Source organism: Algoriphagus locisalis, assembly GCF_900116615.1.
GTDB lineage: Bacteria > Bacteroidota > Bacteroidia > Cytophagales > Cyclobacteriaceae > Algoriphagus > Algoriphagus locisalis.
In genome coordinates, this window is the sequence record NZ_FPBF01000001.1 from 753,273 (window position 1) to 769,897 (window position 16,625).

The 16,625-nt window shown below is 37.6% G+C and carries 17 protein-coding genes and 1 pseudogene; 3 read left to right on the forward strand and 15 right to left on the reverse strand.

The annotated features are described in order from the left end of the window. Positions 1-54 precede the first annotated feature (54 nt). The 6 genes from BM386_RS23580 to BM386_RS03315 all read right to left on the reverse strand — a co-directional run bounded on the left by BM386_RS23580 (position 55) and on the right by BM386_RS03315 (position 3,070). The gene (locus BM386_RS23580; protein ID WP_170857023.1) at positions 55-207 is read right to left on the reverse strand and encodes a hypothetical protein; all 153 of its coding nucleotides are present in this window, start codon (positions 205-207) and stop codon (positions 55-57) included. A 17-nt stretch (positions 208-224) separates the two neighbouring features. Beyond that, positions 225-503 (reverse strand): HigA family addiction module antitoxin, encoded by a 279-nt coding sequence (locus BM386_RS03295; RefSeq protein WP_091691612.1) that lies wholly within the window; start codon positions 501-503, stop codon positions 225-227. 440 nt (positions 504-943) lie between these two features. After that, complete coding sequence (locus BM386_RS03300) at positions 944-1,285, reverse strand: hypothetical protein (RefSeq protein ID WP_091691613.1); 342 nt, start codon at positions 1,283-1,285, stop codon at positions 944-946. A gap of 301 nt (positions 1,286-1,586) precedes the next feature. Continuing rightward, positions 1,587-2,546, reverse strand: coding sequence for a HipA domain-containing protein (locus BM386_RS03305; RefSeq protein ID WP_170857024.1), 960 nt, complete (start codon positions 2,544-2,546; stop codon positions 1,587-1,589). Beyond that, the gene (locus BM386_RS03310) at positions 2,539-2,874 is read right to left on the reverse strand and encodes a HipA N-terminal domain-containing protein (RefSeq protein WP_091691614.1); all 336 of its coding nucleotides are present in this window, start codon (positions 2,872-2,874) and stop codon (positions 2,539-2,541) included. The genes BM386_RS03305 and BM386_RS03310 overlap by 8 nt, the downstream gene beginning before the upstream one ends. Further along, on the reverse strand, positions 2,849-3,070 hold the full coding sequence (locus tag BM386_RS03315) for a helix-turn-helix transcriptional regulator (protein WP_091691615.1): 222 nt from the start codon (positions 3,068-3,070) through the stop codon (positions 2,849-2,851). Before BM386_RS03315 ends, BM386_RS03310 begins: the two co-directional genes overlap by 26 nt. Before the next feature lie 564 nt (positions 3,071-3,634). On the opposite strand from BM386_RS03315, the gene BM386_RS03325 reads away from it, so the two are divergent. Further along, positions 3,635-5,167 (forward strand): Ppx/GppA phosphatase family protein, encoded by a 1,533-nt coding sequence (locus BM386_RS03325; RefSeq protein ID WP_091691617.1) that lies wholly within the window; start codon positions 3,635-3,637, stop codon positions 5,165-5,167. Between the two features lie 124 nt (positions 5,168-5,291). On the opposite strand, the gene BM386_RS03330 is transcribed toward BM386_RS03325, so the two are convergent. The 7 genes and pseudogenes from BM386_RS03330 to BM386_RS03355 all read right to left on the reverse strand — a co-directional run bounded on the left by BM386_RS03330 (position 5,292) and on the right by BM386_RS03355 (position 13,572). Then, positions 5,292-6,392 carry an FRG domain-containing protein gene (locus BM386_RS03330; RefSeq protein ID WP_091691618.1) on the reverse strand — a complete coding sequence of 367 codons (1,101 nt, stop codon included), beginning with the start codon at positions 6,390-6,392 and terminating at the stop codon, positions 5,292-5,294. Then, complete coding sequence (locus BM386_RS03335) at positions 6,389-6,955, reverse strand: NUDIX domain-containing protein (protein WP_091691619.1); 567 nt, start codon at positions 6,953-6,955, stop codon at positions 6,389-6,391. The genes BM386_RS03330 and BM386_RS03335 overlap by 4 nt, the downstream gene beginning before the upstream one ends. A gap of 67 nt (positions 6,956-7,022) precedes the next feature. Next, entirely contained in the window at positions 7,023-9,206 is a 2,184-nt protein-coding gene (locus BM386_RS03340) for an ATP-binding protein (RefSeq protein WP_091691620.1), read from the reverse strand. After that, entirely contained in the window at positions 9,203-10,639 is a 1,437-nt protein-coding gene (locus BM386_RS23790; protein WP_211482881.1) for an SIR2 family protein, read from the reverse strand. Before BM386_RS23790 ends, BM386_RS03340 begins: the two co-directional genes overlap by 4 nt. Before the next feature lie 197 nt (positions 10,640-10,836). Continuing rightward, positions 10,837-12,660: a Xaa-Pro dipeptidyl-peptidase gene (locus BM386_RS03350; RefSeq protein ID WP_091691621.1), complete on the reverse strand. Its 1,824-nt coding sequence runs from the start codon at positions 12,658-12,660 to the stop codon at positions 10,837-10,839. 256 nt (positions 12,661-12,916) lie between these two features. Next, a pseudogene (locus BM386_RS24090) lies at positions 12,917-13,021 on the reverse strand (EcoEI R domain-containing protein); the annotation flags it as partial. A gap of 137 nt (positions 13,022-13,158) precedes the next feature. After that, positions 13,159-13,572, reverse strand: a complete 414-nt coding sequence (locus tag BM386_RS03355; protein WP_091691622.1) for a helix-turn-helix domain-containing protein — start codon at positions 13,570-13,572, stop codon at positions 13,159-13,161. Positions 13,573-13,862: 290 nt separating this feature from the next. Here BM386_RS03355 and BM386_RS03360 point away from each other — a divergent pair, with 290 nt between their 5' ends. Together BM386_RS03360 and BM386_RS03365 are read left to right on the forward strand one after the other, a co-directional pair. Next, positions 13,863-14,093 carry a hypothetical protein gene (locus BM386_RS03360; RefSeq protein ID WP_091691623.1) on the forward strand — a complete coding sequence of 77 codons (231 nt, stop codon included), beginning with the start codon at positions 13,863-13,865 and terminating at the stop codon, positions 14,091-14,093. A gap of 209 nt (positions 14,094-14,302) precedes the next feature. Further along, entirely contained in the window at positions 14,303-14,947 is a 645-nt protein-coding gene (locus BM386_RS03365; RefSeq protein WP_091691624.1) for a DUF6266 family protein, read from the forward strand. A gap of 498 nt (positions 14,948-15,445) precedes the next feature. On the opposite strand, the gene BM386_RS03370 is transcribed toward BM386_RS03365, so the two are convergent. After that, positions 15,446-16,240, reverse strand: a complete 795-nt coding sequence (locus tag BM386_RS03370; protein ID WP_091691625.1) for a hypothetical protein — start codon at positions 16,238-16,240, stop codon at positions 15,446-15,448. Between the two features lie 154 nt (positions 16,241-16,394). After that, positions 16,395-16,547: a hypothetical protein gene (locus BM386_RS23585; protein ID WP_170857025.1), complete on the reverse strand. Its 153-nt coding sequence runs from the start codon at positions 16,545-16,547 to the stop codon at positions 16,395-16,397. Positions 16,548-16,625: the final 78 nt, after the last annotated feature.

A 16,625-nucleotide genomic window follows, 5' to 3' on the forward strand; every position in this document is an offset into this window, starting at 1 on the left:
TAATAACACAGTTTTAAGTGGTTGTCGCAAATTTTGCGATAACCCATTACTTAATCAATCACCTGGGCAATCGTCTTTTAATTCGTTTCGGACCAATTCTTTGCCAGCATTCCTTTCTCCTTTCCAAAACTGGTTTCTCATATATTTTCTCAAATGTTTAGCCCATTCTCCGGAAACAGTCAAATGCCCTTTTTTCTTATGTGCCATTGTTTTGGGTTTTAATATTATCTCGGACTGTTGCGGTTGAATTCTTTGACGGCAAGAGCCATGTCATATTTATATTGCATTCTAGTCCATATATCGGCACTCCCGCCAAAAACGGTCTGAATTCGAAGCGCAATATTTGATGAAATCCCACTCTTTTCATTTACAATTTTTGAAACATTTAACCTCGAAACTTGCAAGAGATCAGCAACCTCTCCAAGTTTAAGATTATTAGGTTTTACTACCTCCTCAAAGAAAATTCTTCCTGGGTGAATGTATGTTTCTACGTGTCTTTCCATTTCATTTTAAAGATAATCTTTTAAGTCTAAATCGAAATCAGGTGCACTAATGGATATGATCATATCCAGATTGTAATGATTAATATTTCTTTCAGTATTCTTTTTCCTGAAATTTAACTATCCGGAAATTCAGGATGGTTGAATCCGTAACACTTGATTCACTCCAGTCTCCATGGATTATATATGAGGAATAGAAAGTTGTTCTATAACTCATATAATTGGCATTATTGAGCTATAGAAATCTCGAACGGTTGAACTACCGAGAATCACCAGGTAGTTTGATATTAGTTGAATTTGGGTCAAAGATTATGAAGGGTCTTTGGTATACTTTGAATATCTACTTGTTCCAAATTGGAACAGGTTGGTTTAGACTAGGATTCTTCTGTTTATGAACTGTTGCATTTTTTGAAACACTTGCCCTTTCAATTCATCCAAAAAAATTAGTTGTATTTATCCTTTATTAAACCAGCTACCTCTTTTTCAAGTTTTCTAAAACGAGAAGGGGAGGCGCCAGTAAACCAAAAAATAGGTAGAATCACAATTGCTAATTCCGTCATTGCTAAACCCGACAGTAAACCTCCTCCATAAGAGGGGGGAGACGCAATTATTGAAATCTCATTTTCTCTATTGCTAATTTGAACCCCTAGAAAAGTAGATTTTTGTACAATGATACTTTTATGACCCAGTCCAAATAATTTTGATGTATAATCAGTAGGCAATTCACTTTTAAGAAAACTTAAAAGCTCAGCATTAGAAGGAGGGTTTGTTACTTTGATTGTCATAGTTACAAATCAGTTGAGATATCAAGTTGAATTTACGATAGTTTATGCTAAGATGTTGGCTCAATAATATCCACACCTCATAAATACTTCGGTTTTAGAGTTCCACGTATTTATTAGATAATGGTGTGTCGGAATTTCCGACATACCATCATTTCTTTATTTAACCAATTGAGGAATAGAAAATCATTCTATAACTCATATAACTGGGATTATTGAGCTATAGAAATCTCGATCGGTTGAACATCCGAGAATTACTCGGAATTCCCGACTCACCTATCCAAATATGCTAATTCCACCTATTTTAATCTGCACTATCCGTGGTGAATCTCTTCGCGTTCAGAATTACCATCTCTGTATATTCTTTCTTAAGATCCTCATTTAGAAATGATTGCTCGATTAAGGTTAAAGCTTTGGGAATCCATTTTTGAAGCCTTTTATAAACGCTATTGATTTGCTTTTCATTGAGTTTCAAAAATATTCCAAGCCTATCAAAATACCCTTTGTCGAAATTCATTTTCTTTCCACCGAGTAACAAAGCAGTATCTTCCTTATCCTTGGGAAGAATGATTTTTACATTAAGCAAGTCATAAGCTGGAGATAAAGTCCAGCCGTGATCTGTTAGCCACATCGAAAAGTTTTTTAAATGCATGTCATTATTGCCAATGATATAATTGAAAACACTCAGTTCAAAAAAACGCATTTTATCCAGTAGCGTATTGGCAGACATTTCACCAATCGTTTTCCCCAAAGTTTCCATCGTGCCTTTGTATTTATCTTCCAGTTCCAAAATCTGCATGAAGTCAATCATGTGTACTTTGGATTTATCCTTCTTGCGGTCTATACGCTTAGTGAGATAGGACAATTCCCCTGAAGCCAATCTAATCATAGTACAAGGCACTACTTCAATCTTGAATAATTCTGCCAATTTCATCGAAAGATGCTCGTTTTCTGGCATTTGGGGGTATTGGGCATTTTGAGGTTTCATAATATACATTCCCTCCAAGGCATCAAGTATTGTCAAGCGCCCCTGATGACCATCTTCCAATTCAGTCTTTATCCAACCCAATGATAATTTTGGCTGAACTCCAGGGACAGTAATCGAACTTTCTGCAGCCTCTTTTGCCAAAACTTCCATTTCAGATAATCGATACGGCAGGAGAGGAGCATGGGTAGTTCCAAAGAATTCTTTTATACACCTAAGGTGATAATCTCCTTTAAGATTTGCATTAAGTGGTTCATAGCAGTGCAAGCATCTATTCATGTTCTTTATGGATAAAAGGATGGATACTTACTGCCCCAATGGCATTCTGACAACATGCCAAGAGTAATCCCATTCGATCATTTTTATTGATCTTCCAGCTTTCAGATGCGATATTCAATAGCCAACCTTCGGGAATCAAACCATCAAAAAAAGGAAACAAACGCTTACTACGGTAAGGTTGAGTTGTCACAGGCATATTGAAGGTGACAAATTGCTTTGGGTATTTTTGAATATACAGTTCATCGTAAAGAAATATGTATTCACCATTGTCCTCCTCGGTCAAGGTTCCTGCTAATTCATTATTATACTTCACTATCCCTTTTCGCATCTTTTTCAGTGATTGGTGTCAATACATGGCCAAACATGCTTAAAACCTGGTTTACCTTTAGTAAGCTTAGATTTTCCTTGCCCTGTTCGATTTTCCGGATTACAGTAAGTGCAACCCCGGCTTTGTCAGCAAATTCTTCTTGAGTTAAACCTAGTTGCTTCCTTCTGGCTTTTACAAATTCAGCTATGTGATTCATGTTGTATGTATTTGCATATAAATATATGAAAATATTTATAGTTATATGCTTTTGAGTATAAAATTAGGCAAAAAGTCTCTATTATATGCTTTTAGATATAGCTCTAAATTCTTTCTTCCTTTCGGTTTGATCCTAGCCAGCACCACTTGAAATATCTGAGTGTATATAGATTCTGACACAAGATGTACAATTGAATCATAAGCATTATGCAAAATTTGCATAGTTCTTTTCCAAGACAATTTCACACCTAACATGGGTAATCCGAATCTTGCTCAAAATGAAGTCAGTATCAATATTCTACCGACGTTTTCCCAGCCTTGAGTGAAATTGACTCAACGGAATATCTCCATTCCTAATCAACTTATACACCTATAGGGGCCAGCGTTCTACACCTAGCGGGGGATTAAAAATCCCAGGATAAAATTTCTAGATTATAAATCTCGAACAGCATTGACAGCAAGAGTATAAATTTTACCAAGGCCAAGCGAAACTCAAACATTAAAACTTCAATCTTATTTCTTTTTTATCTTGTATTTTTAGTATTCATCAAATCCAAAAAGATCAATGAACCTAGCTGCCATCGATATCGGTACCAATTCCATTCACATGATAATCGTCAAAGTCACCTCAAGACAAAGTTATGAGGTGCTGGTTCAGGAGAAGGAAATGGTCAAACTGGGTGCGGGGGTTTTTGCAAATAAGGTAATCAGTCAGGAAGCATTTGACAATGGCTTGGAAACCATTTCCAGGTATGTGCAGCTTGCCGACCAATATGGGGTGGAACATATCATCACTGCTGCTACCTCCGCCACCCGTGAAGCCAAAAACGGCAGGGAATTTTTAGACAGATTGATCCAGGATGTGGGATTATCACCCCAGATGATCTCCGGAAAAGAGGAGTCCAGACTGATTTTTTTGGCAGTGAATAAAACCATAGATCTAGGAAAAGAAAATGTCCTAGTCCTTGATATCGGCGGTGGAAGTACTGAGGCAGTGGTAGGAAATCGGGAAGAAGTACTTTTCATGAGCAGTATGAAATTGGGTGTCCTGAGACTATTGGATCTGGTAGGAAATCAGGACCCCCTGGACAAAAAACAGCAAAAAGACCTAAAAGAACATATCCGTTCAATTGCCGGTAAAATCATTCCACAAGCTTCACAGGTAGGTTTTTCCAAGGTAGTAGGCACTTCAGGTACCATCAGGACCTTGGGAGAGGCAGCTTTGGCACTAAACGATAAATCCATCATCAGTTCCGTCAATGCTGAGGTTATCAGAATAAAAGATCTGGAAAAAATCATAGCTCAGCTTTTGGAACTTGAGCCCGGGAAAAGAGCAGCTATTCCAGGCATCAGTGCCAACCGCGTGGATGCCATCCATCTGGGTGGACTGTTGCTTTTGGAGTTATTGAAAATGTCCAAGGTGGATGAAATCACCCTTTCGGATGCTTCCTTGAGAGACGGATTGATCATAGACTATTTGGAGAAAAACGGCCAGAAATTAGACCGCTTAGAGCAAGGTAAAGATGTCCGTGAAAGCAGTTCGCTGATGATGGCCTTGCGCTATGATACGGACATCGAGGAGAAAAAGCATATCTCGAAGTTAGCACTTCAGCTTTTTGACCAACTGAAAGACCTGCACGGACTGGAGGATTCAAGCCGGGAGTTGTTACACCATGCAAGTCTGATCTATGATATAGGTCAATTTGTGAATTTTAAGGATTTCCATAAGCATTCCAGGTATTTGATTTTGAAGGGAAGGCTGAGAGGCTTCAATAATGATGAACTAACCATACTAGCCCATCTGTCCAGATACCACAGAAAATCCGGACCAAAAAAACGTCACAAAAAGTTTAAAAAGCTGGATAAGAATTTGCGAAGACTGGTCAAAGGACTTTCAGGGATTTTGAGGGTCGCGGTAGGATTGGACAAAACCAAAAATCAATGGGTGGAAAACGTCTATTGCATCCCTTCGGAGGATAAGCTGTGCATCAAGCTATTCGGGGAAGAGAGCCTGGATCTGGAGATTTGGGAAGCACAGCGTTTTTCGGATACCTTGGGAGAATTCTTAGGCTTGGAAGTAGAAATTGTCAAAGGTTGAGTCGATTACCGCCGTACAGCTTTCGGGACTAAGCTTAGTGAAGTGTTCTGCTCCTATCAGGGATTGGCTAGCACTATACGCCTACCTTAGATTTTTGCAGAAAACGGCATAAACATTAAAATGTTTATGAAGGAAATTTTTGCATTTCAATATTAATCTGGTTCAGAGAATTTATTTGATTCTTGAGTTCTTCGTTTTCTACTGACATAGGCCGATGAACAACTTTATTTCTGAACATTCTAATAGTGTCTATTTCCCTGTATAAATATGCCAAGTGATCCTCATATTTCATTAGTACATATAAAGCATCTCTTAAGCGGTGTGTTTCTCTAATATAATTGCGAGACCGCTTTATTAATGTATTTTCTAAGGTAGCCCATAATTTCAAGAAATTGCCAATGTTCAAAGGTGCTAGCTCAATTTGAATTTGATTTTCAATTTCTTTGCATATTTCTTCGATTATATCATTTTGAGGATAGAGGGCATCCTTTGGAATTCGGTCGAAGTGCTCACCCCAAAAATCATCACTATTGGGTATTTTAAATTTAGCTATTAGACGGTTATTTAAATCTAACTCTGATTTGTTTTCATATTCGTTCGTAATATCATCTGTTCCTATTAAAAATCCTTCTTGAAAATAAGGTCTTAAAGCTTTTGGAGGTGTAATACTCAAAAGTCTGATATTTACCAAATCTTGCTCTGAATTAGTTGAAATTCGGTTAGAGTAATATGGAAGGCCAAATACATAAATGTATGCTGTTGTATGATCGTTGAATAACTGAGCAAATGAACAAGCAACCCTTAAAGACTGAGTAATATCTATCAAAGGTGTTTCTGTTACTTCATAGTGCTGAAGAATACTCCATTGGATTAGCTTTTTTCTTTTTAATTCAGTTACCCCTTCAATTTTATGTTTGCTAAATAATTCAACTAGAATTTTACTTGCGCTGTTTAACTTGTCAAATCTATAATCTAGTTCCTCTTGGGTTACATGATCGCCTCGATATATTGTTGGATAGAAGGTTGATTTATCTGCTTTATTTTTATAATCACTTTTTTGTCCTCGAAAGAAAAGAAGATGATCTTTATTCAAGTATGCGAGTTTAGCAACTTGTTCAACTAAATCCCTGTATGTATTAATAAAGAAGCCGTCATCTTTTCCAACATCTTTTGGGTTCGTATGCTTATATAGTTCACTTGTGAGTTTTCCTAGAATTGGTCTCATTTATACCTGTTTAAATAAAACCATTGAAGTCCGATAATTGTCTTTGCGTCTCTAAATTGATTTGTTTTCATTTGTTCTTTTACATCAGAAGACTTGATTTTAATTAGCTGAATATCTTCTTTTTCGAATTTCATTCCACCTCCTTTAAAAACTTTGTTTTTGGAATCCACTTCTGAATAATAAAGAGAAATTCTCTCTGATGTTCCTCCGGGTGAAACAAAAAAAGAATTGATAAATTGAATTTCATTCACCATATAACCAATTTCTTCTTCAACTTCCTTTCTAACTCTATCTTCCGCAATGTCTCCTAATTCAATTGAGCCAGCCACTAATTCCAAAATCCAACCTTTCTCTTTGATTGTGGGATATCTAAATTGATTTGTGAATAGAAGCATGTCTGTATCCTTTTCATATATGATAATTGCCACTGAATCCCCTCGTTCAAAGCAAAGTCTATCAACTTCAATAAAGCTTGAATCAAATAGTTCATGTTTAATTTTGGCCTTATTTATTTTAAAGTGATCATCGAAAATTATTTCTTCTTTTAGTATTTCAAATTTCATATTTTTTTTATTAAGTCTTTTATCTGTGACCAGTTAGCAATACAAAAGTTATTAATGCTTATGGGTATTATTTTTCTTCCGAGTTTTGTTGTTGTTGTTCAACCTCCGGTGCTGCAGAAGCAGGTTTATATTTCTCTCCTTTTTCCCATGCTTCAGCTATTGCCTCATAATTCGGGAAATTTTCGGGTAAGTCCCTTGTCCAATTTTCTACGAATTTCGGATTATTACTATTAGGTCTTGGACTTGCATTGTTCATTCTCGCTTGAACAGGCGTTCTTACTGCATCGCCCATAATTACCACATGTTGTTGTGGTAAAATGGGTAATTGTTGTAATATGTCTTCATTGGCAGCTGAAACCAATTGTCTGACATATTTTTGGTCTTCTGGATTTTGAAGCCTGTGAATAATGAAAGAGTTGCATTGTGATAATACTGTCTTTGATAATTCAGAAGGACGCTGGCTAGATACAAGTAAAGAAATACCGTATTTACGACCTTCTCTAGCAATTCGCTCAAACACCTTTTTAGCTATCGACTCTCTATCACCTCTGTTTTTTTCGGGAATGTAATTTTGTGCTTCTTCTAAGGCTATTACCATTGGAATTGTGCCTCTATCACTTTCGGGAAAACGAGATACAAAGTCTAAAATAAGCCTACCAATTAATCCAGTTATCGTTTCTAAAACTTCATAAGGCAATAAGGACATGTCAATAATTGTTACTTGACTTGGCTTGTCTTCAACGAGTTTTTCAATTTCTTCTTTACCTAACTGTTTTTTATAAAACTCTGTAAATAAATCTGTCTCTCCAGTTTTGAATACTTTACAAAAATCTCCTAGAATAAAAGAAATGAATTTCGCTAAAGCATTTAAAATTACTTCAGGTTGATTTAATAGGAGAGGTTGAGAAATCCTTTCATCACCTAAATACGATTGCAATCTTAATCTTAGAGTTGAAACGAACTCTCTCAATCTATTTCCTGTATTTTCCTGCTCGCTAATTGCTTCGTCAAAAAACCTTTCAATTAAGTCATTGAAATTGAAATAAATTGGCAGATCAATATTCCGTTCTTGAGAAACTTCCTCAGTTCTCACAGAGACATTATATAAGGATATTTCATTCCGTAATACAGAGTTAAATGAAGTCAATGTTTGTGTACTTACAGTACCTCGAGGTGGATAAGGATCATTTGGAGTTAATTTGCTTTTTTCCTTTTGCAAAGTAACAAGAGCTCCTAACATGTTTGATTTGTCAAAGTCAGTGTTTAGTGCAGTAAATTCAGCAACAAAGAGATCAAGTTCGGTTAAGATTGTGATCTTTATTTTATTATTGTTTTCATCACATTCATTGATAATTGATTCTAGCCTAGAAATATAGGACTGGGGAATAAGACGTTTTACAGATGCCACCGTTTGATTTTTAGCTAGACCTAATGCTCTTTTAAATACAGGGGCTTGTGTGCCTGATGTTGGTTCAAATAAATAATCAAAATCAGCAAAATTCATAAACCAAAAAGGAACTTTCATGCCGTCTTTGTCAATATTAAATGGATTGACAAGTTCAAGATTTTTATATTGGGCTTCTTTCGTCCCTTGAAATGCTTGTTTGTATTCTCCATTAGTGTCAAATATTATGACATGAGCATTTTTTAACTTCTTCCCATTGTAATTAAAATCGAAAATACTTTGGATAATAGATGCAAACGTGCAGGATTTCCCAGAACCGGTATTACCTAATATTGCCGCATGTTTACCGAAAAATTTATCTGGGTTTATCTTGATTTTATAATCAGAAAATGATGGTGATGTTCCGATGGGTAAATAATAATCCTCTTCAAAGTTTATTTCCTCTGAACCTTCTTTTTTCTTTTGGTCAAAAATATTATCCAAATCTTGGCTTGTTACATACCAAACAGGGTTGTCGAGGATTGGATAATTGTATACTCCTTGTATGTATTTACCGCTATTCTCAATAGTTCCAATCATAGTTGCGACCAAATACCTTGCGGATTTAGTTAAAAATATGGCTTCCTTATTTTTTCCAATTTCTGTTTCATCAATGGCTCTGACACTTGTAACCATAGCTACAATTTTATCTGACCCTATTGGAATAATTACGTAAGAGTTGATTCTGGCAACTTCAAAGATATCTTCATATCCGCTTTTATAAAGACTTTTTAAATCTTCATCAAGTCTTATGTAGGCCCTAAAACTGTCAACAGAAATTACTTTGCCGATGCTTCTTTCGCTCATGCTTCTTTAGTAGGTTCAGGTTTAGAAGGTTTGGTACTTAAAAGCTCGTTCAAAGTATTTGCAACCTTTTCGTTATTGTCAACATTATTGAAATTGGGCATTAGCGTGTCTGCAAAGGTCAGGAAGTCACCAAAAAATTCGCCTTCAAGTATTATGATTCTAGGGTCGTTAAGTTCTCTTAGATTTTTTATGTATTCATTCTGAGTTCCTTGAAAATCGATTACAATAAGAGTGAAAGTAGGATTTGACAGAGCTTGATAAATGATATCATTAAAATGGTCGTCCGCAAATGCATATCCAACTGTAAGAAGCACTGATTGAGATTGAGTTATGGTTGAAGCAAATTGTCTAAAAAGCTCCGAGTATGGCAGGTCCAGAGTGTAAGACTTTTTTACTGCCGAAGGATAGATAATGATCTCCCCCTTTTTCTCTAGAGATTCTATGAGTTCTAGCGATTTCTCTTCAATCCCATATAGATTGTTTGCATCCCTTGTTTCAGAATTGACCCAAGATAATGAGCCATGTAACTTATAATATCTGACTACTTTCTCTATTCTTTGGACTTTACCAGAAGTAGTAGAGCCTGGATAAAAAATATCGTATTCAAATGTTTCTGGCTTAAAAAATCTTTTGTGAAACCCTGAAAAACCATCAATGTAATGAACCCCTAACTTATCAAAAGCATATTCAAACGCTAAGTCATAATTAGCCGTGAAAATATTAGCTCGCCTCAAATTCAAAGGCCTTTGAAGAAGGGCTTTTAGAAACATTTCGTGATAGTAATATTTGTTCTTTAGAGCATTTCTGAACGATTGTTTTTTGTTTCTTCTAATTATCTTTTTTAACTGAGAAGTAGGTATTTTTCGTTTATCCACATCACATACCAAGAAAAGACCTTCTTTGATAGACTCAATAAGTTCTGGGATTTTGTCAGTTCTAGTTTTACTTTTATCCAAATTGAGAACGAAATCTTTGGCTATTAGGTAATTCAAGAGCTTTTCATATTCAATATGGATCTCGTTAGATTCGATATCACGTACAATCTCATTCTCTATGCAAAATTTCCATTTTCTTTTATCTTCAAAAGTTTGAGTTCCAGGAATCAAATGCGCTTTTCCATATTTTAAAAAATCTGCCTGTAGTTCTTTGACTACTGAAATGAAACAGGTATATGTATCATCAAATAACTTATGTTTATCTTTTATGTAGGCTTCTACTTCTAAGGGGAAATTTCGGATTGCCACTGCCCCTAAATGAATCGAAGTTCCTGAACCAAACAGAAAGCTAACATTGTCTAATTCAAGATAATTTTTGAGCATTAACTTGATCTTATCAATGATTTTTCTTTGGTCTAAATCTTCATCCATCCAATCAGCTAACTTATCTGTACTTCCAAAGAGAACTTTGTTTTTTGCTTGGTCAAAATGTGTCATTCAGTTTCATGTATTTAATTGGCGCATTTTTTTAAAGCGCAATTCTATTATTGCTTTACCTTTTTGATCTCTAGCAAGCCGTATTAATCAAGTATATGCACCTCTTTTCCTGCTACTCCCAAACCACAATAACCCCACTTTTACCTTCCATTACAATACCCTGTACAGGGTATATTTCGCTTAATTCTCGCTTTTTTTTACTTCACAGCCTTCTCTACCATCCCTTTTCCTCCCACCACCGGAAGGGTCAGTACAGTTCCATCCAGATCGACCGTTAGTTCTGTGCCTGGCTTGGGTAGGAGAGTGAACTCGGCATCTGAGGAAAAAATCATCAGTCCGATCTGCTGGCCTGCTGGGATGATCTGATCGTCTGGCTGCAAGTCGAAAGTGACCTCGTAGAATTTCCCTGGCACCAAAGGCTCTCCTTTGCGAATGGAGGCATGGTTTTGTGGATCTGCCCAGCCGCGGGTGATGATATTGTCAGTGATTTTTGCATTTCTTCCTTCTGTCCAAGGCAGGGAAACCAACCATACCGAAAGGTTGGCCGCAGGTTTATTGGATGCCAGCTTCACGGTAATCTTCGGAATTCCAGAGATATGAAGAGGCTCGGTGAGTACCGGGCTAAGGTAGAGCAATCTATGCTCGGTATAATCCGCCTGCGCCAATGCTGCGCCTGGGAAGGAATAGTTATCCACCAGCGTTTCCTGTTTGCCTGGAGTCTCTTTCTCAAGTCCCATGGAACCTGCAGCTGGTGCTCCAGCTTTGAGGTAAAAGTTCACATCTGAAGCCTCAGGATTTGGGAAGTCTGCATAAGGAGTTGGATTGCTTTGCTCGTCCCTTTCCCGGACGATATAGGCTTTAGGTCCTTCTTCCACGCCATTTTCCACCCCATGCAGGTAGCGGGTAAACCAACGGTTCATCATAGAAAATGGGGGAGGGCCACCATGACCGTTTTGGTGATAATAGATTTTGGCAGGAATCCCTTTGGCGCGAGCCGCATCATAGATTCTATAGCTGTGCTCCGGCATCACGTTCCAGTCGTTGAAGCCATGCGACATCAAGAGTGCTGCTTTCATAGGTTCCATGTCATTGAGGTAGTCACGGCCAGCCCAGAAGTCATTGTAGTCTCCGCTGATTCTGTCCATGCCTTGCGCCATTTCGGTGTCACGGACAGTTTTGTTGTTATAGGGTCTTTTGGACTCATCGCCGCTATGGATGAAATCATACAATACATCGATGTCTTCTCCCAGATATCCGCCCGGTGATCGGACAAGTCCGTTGGATCGGTAGTAGTGGTAATAAGAAGTGTTGGGAGCGATAGGGATGATTGCCTCCAGGCCATCCACTCCTGTAGTTGCCGCTGCAAGTGGAAGCGTGCCGTTGTACGAAGTTCCGGTCATGCCCACTTTCCCCGTGGACCAAAATGCCATCACTTTTTCATTTCCATCCGGCGTGGTGTAGCCATTGTCTTTGCCAGTCAGCCATTCGATCACGGCCTTTGATGCCAAAGACTCATTATCTCCACCGACGGTGGGCGAACCCTGAGAAAGCCCGGTGCCTGGAGAGGAGGAGTGCACCACGATGTATCCACGAGGCACCCATTGCATAATTTCGGAATTGGAGATGATCGGCCGCTTACCTGTGCGTACGATTTCGGTTTTATTTCTAGGAGGAGCCGCCTCGCCTAGTTCATGCTTTACCTCCCAAAAAATAGGCGCGTTTCCTGCAGTGCCTGCATAGTAAGGACTGCTGGCATAGATTACAGGAAGCTTAAGTCCCTCCGTCTCGGTTTGCAGAGGTCGGGTCACATCCACATGCATCCGGTCCATTTTGCCGTCACCATCTGTGTCAAAATCCGTTTCCACCCAGAGATCAGTTCGGATCCAGTTGGCGGAATCTTTCAGTTCCGGGACGATTTGGGCTTCCCCATTTTCAAAAATTGGTTTGACTTGAGCGAGTATATTGTGTGTTCCGAATACTAGTAAAAGGAGAAAAAGTAGGGAGGGTTTGATGGATTTCATGAGCTGGGATTTGATGTCGAGTCAAGATAGTTCTTTAAGTGATTAGCTGCAATTGGTTTTTGATAGTAAGACTTAAGACAGGAGACAGGAGACAGGAGAAAAGAGAATGGAGATTGGGGATCTGTGATAGGTCGGATGAGGTGAATTTGTTTTGAAGAATCTGCTAATTGAGGGTAAATATCGATCGTGCCTTTGGCACTCTTGAAAAAGATGGCATTGAATGTACCCCGAATTTCGCTGCGCTGTATTCAGGGCTGATACCGGTTTTGCCTATGGCAATTGCTTCAACGGTTTTATTAACAGCTTTAACTTGATAATATCGAGGACTCATGCCAGAGTCGTCGCTATGATATTCTTGTTTTTTTCAGAATTGTATGCAAAAGCATAATCTCTACAGTCTCACCTGATCAGACGATGTTTTGATCCAATCGCATTCATCCTAGAAACCAAAAAGCCCTTCTGCGTCACAGAAAGGCTTTAAGTTTTAATTTTATAAATCTACTTACCCAACAACTTCTCCAACCTCGCCATCATTTCATCTTTCTCCTTCAGCATTCGCTCGTAAAGAGCGATTTTTTCATCATAGAGTTGAACTACTTTATCAATTGGGTTGAAGTTTGGGTAATAGTTGTAAAGAGAGTTTCCAGTTGCTTGGTCATTATTATGAACAGTGTTTGAAATAATATTTACTACCTGCTCTTCATCAAAATTCTGAAATGCTTCCACAGGGATCCGGAGAATCTCACCGACCTGACGCAGCAGTTCTTCTTCGACTTCTTCCTTTTGCTCGAGTAGGCTGATCTTCTTTTGGGACCAATCATCCCCAAGTTCGTGGGCCAAGGCATCCTGCTTGATGCCCATCATTTCCCGGAATCGCTTGATATTTCTGCCGTGGTGGATTTTCTCGTTCATAGTCTGATTTGTAATTAGGGAAATTAGGAAAATCTGCCCAAAGTCCTTGAACTAAATTATTCCATTTATCCCAATTGCACAAGAAAAAGCACAAAAATAGACGCTTTTTGTCCGAATAATTTATTCCTTATGCTAGACTAAAACATCCTACTCTAGGATATTGTATCCCAATGAATATCAATAGCTTGAATCATAATCTAAGAGTAATACTTAGCTCATTCGGATGGTAGCTACTAATCCCTAAGAAGGAGAGCGGTAGTGATTAAACAACATTCAAAAATCTACTTATCATGAATCTTAACTTCGATCATACCGCAGAAGAACTTTTCGAATACTATAGCGAAGAGGATATTTCCTATTATCTCTGGGAGATGTATCAGTGTTGGTTGCTGGAGCTTTCCCAGCTCGATAAAACCCATCTTGAGGTTAGTAATAGACAATATTTTTTCCAGCTTCTAGCAACACAGGTCAGCAAGAACCTCAAGCAGTTCCAGACAAAACCTGGTTCAAACGTAGTATAGTTTCAGTTATTAAAATTACTAGGGATGTGCATCAAAATGGAAGGTTTATACAGGGTTAATTCAAGATTTAATCATGGTTTATATTGTTTAAAAATTGAATCAACTCACTATAATACTTCTATGTAATCTGATTTTCAGGTGGTTTTGAATTTGAATATTACTTACTTTTTACTACTTTTCTTGTAGTTCAACTTTTAACCTTAAAAACTATGGCTACTATTTCGGATTCCAGCATGATCCAGCCAGAAGGAAAAGTAGGAGGGTTTACCTTCTATAAGCTCAATGGCAAAATAATTATGAGGAGTTTGCCCCGAGGCCCTCATAAAAACAAAACCAATCCTACGGCGCTTCAAAAGGTGTATCAGAATAGGTTGGCAGAGATCAATGCCTATTTAAAACCTCTTAAACTGGTACTCAATTTCGGATACCAGAACTTTCTGGGTCAAAAGACAGGGGTAAACTGGGCACATACCGATTTGTCCACAAAAGGCTATAACCACATAGCGACTCCTAGAATCAATCCGGCTTACCTACAAATAAGTAGAGGTAGTCTGGTGGGAGCAGTGGAAGCTAAAGTAATAAGAGAAGTTGAGGGAGTAAGGATTTCTTGGATAGATAATAGTATTGAAGCCAATGCCAATCCTTTGGATCGAGTGAGTGTATTGCTGAACCATCCAGAAGTAAAGAGGCATATATGGGTGAAGGAGGTTGGGGAAAGAAAAGACTTAAGTGTTCTAATTCCACTTTCGGCAAAAGATCAAGAGCTTGAATGGGAAATTTACCTGGTGCTTCATAGACCATTAAACAAAAAGAAGATACTTATTTCTGATTCTCAGTATTTAGGTAGGAGGTAGTGGTGAGTTTTTTTAACCGTAGAGCCGCGAAGGTCACAAAGCATTTCGCAGAGGAGATTGTTATCGGAAAAAGCTCCGTAGGATCGACAGTTTTATAGCCATGGTGCACCCATGGTTTAAGAGTAACTAAACGATTGCTCTAATTTAAATGCCATTCGTTAAGCGAACGGAAGCAGAGGTATAAAAAACTTGATTAGCTCCAGAACAGCTAAATCTCGGTAAAACAAACGACCATCTACACATTAACTTCTCGCGTAAATAAGGCAGTGGGAAACCACATGTCCTACGGGAGGGTGGAAACGAGTTTCAATAAGATCACTCCGGGTGCTATTTCGCTCTTGAACCTAGTGGAAAGAATAGTGTCACTTCCCGATACAGAAAGTGTTAACTATTTGTTATTCAGTGCATATATAGGCGTCAGGTTGTACGTAGGTTGTACAAATCAGATGCAAATATCTATACTGCCTCATATTTAGACTGAAATTCAGTTAGTTTTGCCTACACTTCCAAGTTTATCAAACATTGTGGATTTACAGGCTCTTTCACAATACTGGCTTCCACAAAATCAGCGTCTATGATCTTATTGACGCATTTTTTGTTATCATACACTTTACCAGGGATATGATTGCATTCGGTAAATTTGGAATTACAAATAGAGCATTGAGTTATCTTTGCAATACCAGTGATACTAAACCCTTTTAGCCTTCCTTGTCTGATGCGACGTTTAACTTTTTTATCTGTAACAATCCCTTCTGTTCCAAGTCCTTTTTCATCTTCGTAAATGAGACACCATCCCACAATTTTTGGATTATGGTTTAAAAAAATAGGGGTGGGATATTTCTTAAATGGAGAAATGACTTTGAAGCATTTCTCAAATTCCTTTTTGAATTGTAATCGTTCTTCAAGTAATTTCTTTTCAGTGTTTTTAAGTACTTTTTCTCCATAATAATTGAAATTATTAGTTGATCTGTCAATGTTAATAATGATATTTTCTTTTTTAACATTTTTACCACTTTCAAGCAACTTATCAATCTGACTTGAAACTACATTTACTGCAACGTCGGCCGCCTTACCAAATAAATACAGAATTAGAACATCCGAAAACATTTCAGAAATGCCCTTTTTATACAAGATTTCTAAAGGCTGATCATCATCTGGAAGTATTCTTACCTTTTGACCCGCAACACGAAGATTTTTAATCAGGATTAAAGTTTCTCTTGTGATCAATTTTCTGTTAGGATATTGACATTCAAATGGATTGAATGATTCAATTTCTATGAGTTCATTTATCATGAGGAAGTAGAATTATTTTCTTTTTAACTGGATTACGATTCTTGGAAGTTAAGTATTTAGATCAATGATTATTTCTCCTAAGGTAATCTCCCTTATTCTCTCCTGTTTTCTCACCTTGACTTGTGAATTCCTGATAATGGAATTATTGTTAGCTTCAATCGCCTGTGCCTTTGAAATTTACCTCACTTCGAACAAATTCTTTACCTGCATTCCTTTCACCTTTCCAAAAAAGCTTTTTCTTCTTATTTCTTAAATGTTTAGCCCATTCACCAGAAATAGTCATATTTCCTTTTTTCTTGTGTGCCATAGTCCTGGGTTTTTATAAATCTTTTCTACTTTACTTTCCCGATTAATTACGATTCCTGTTCAGTACACTAATCACCAA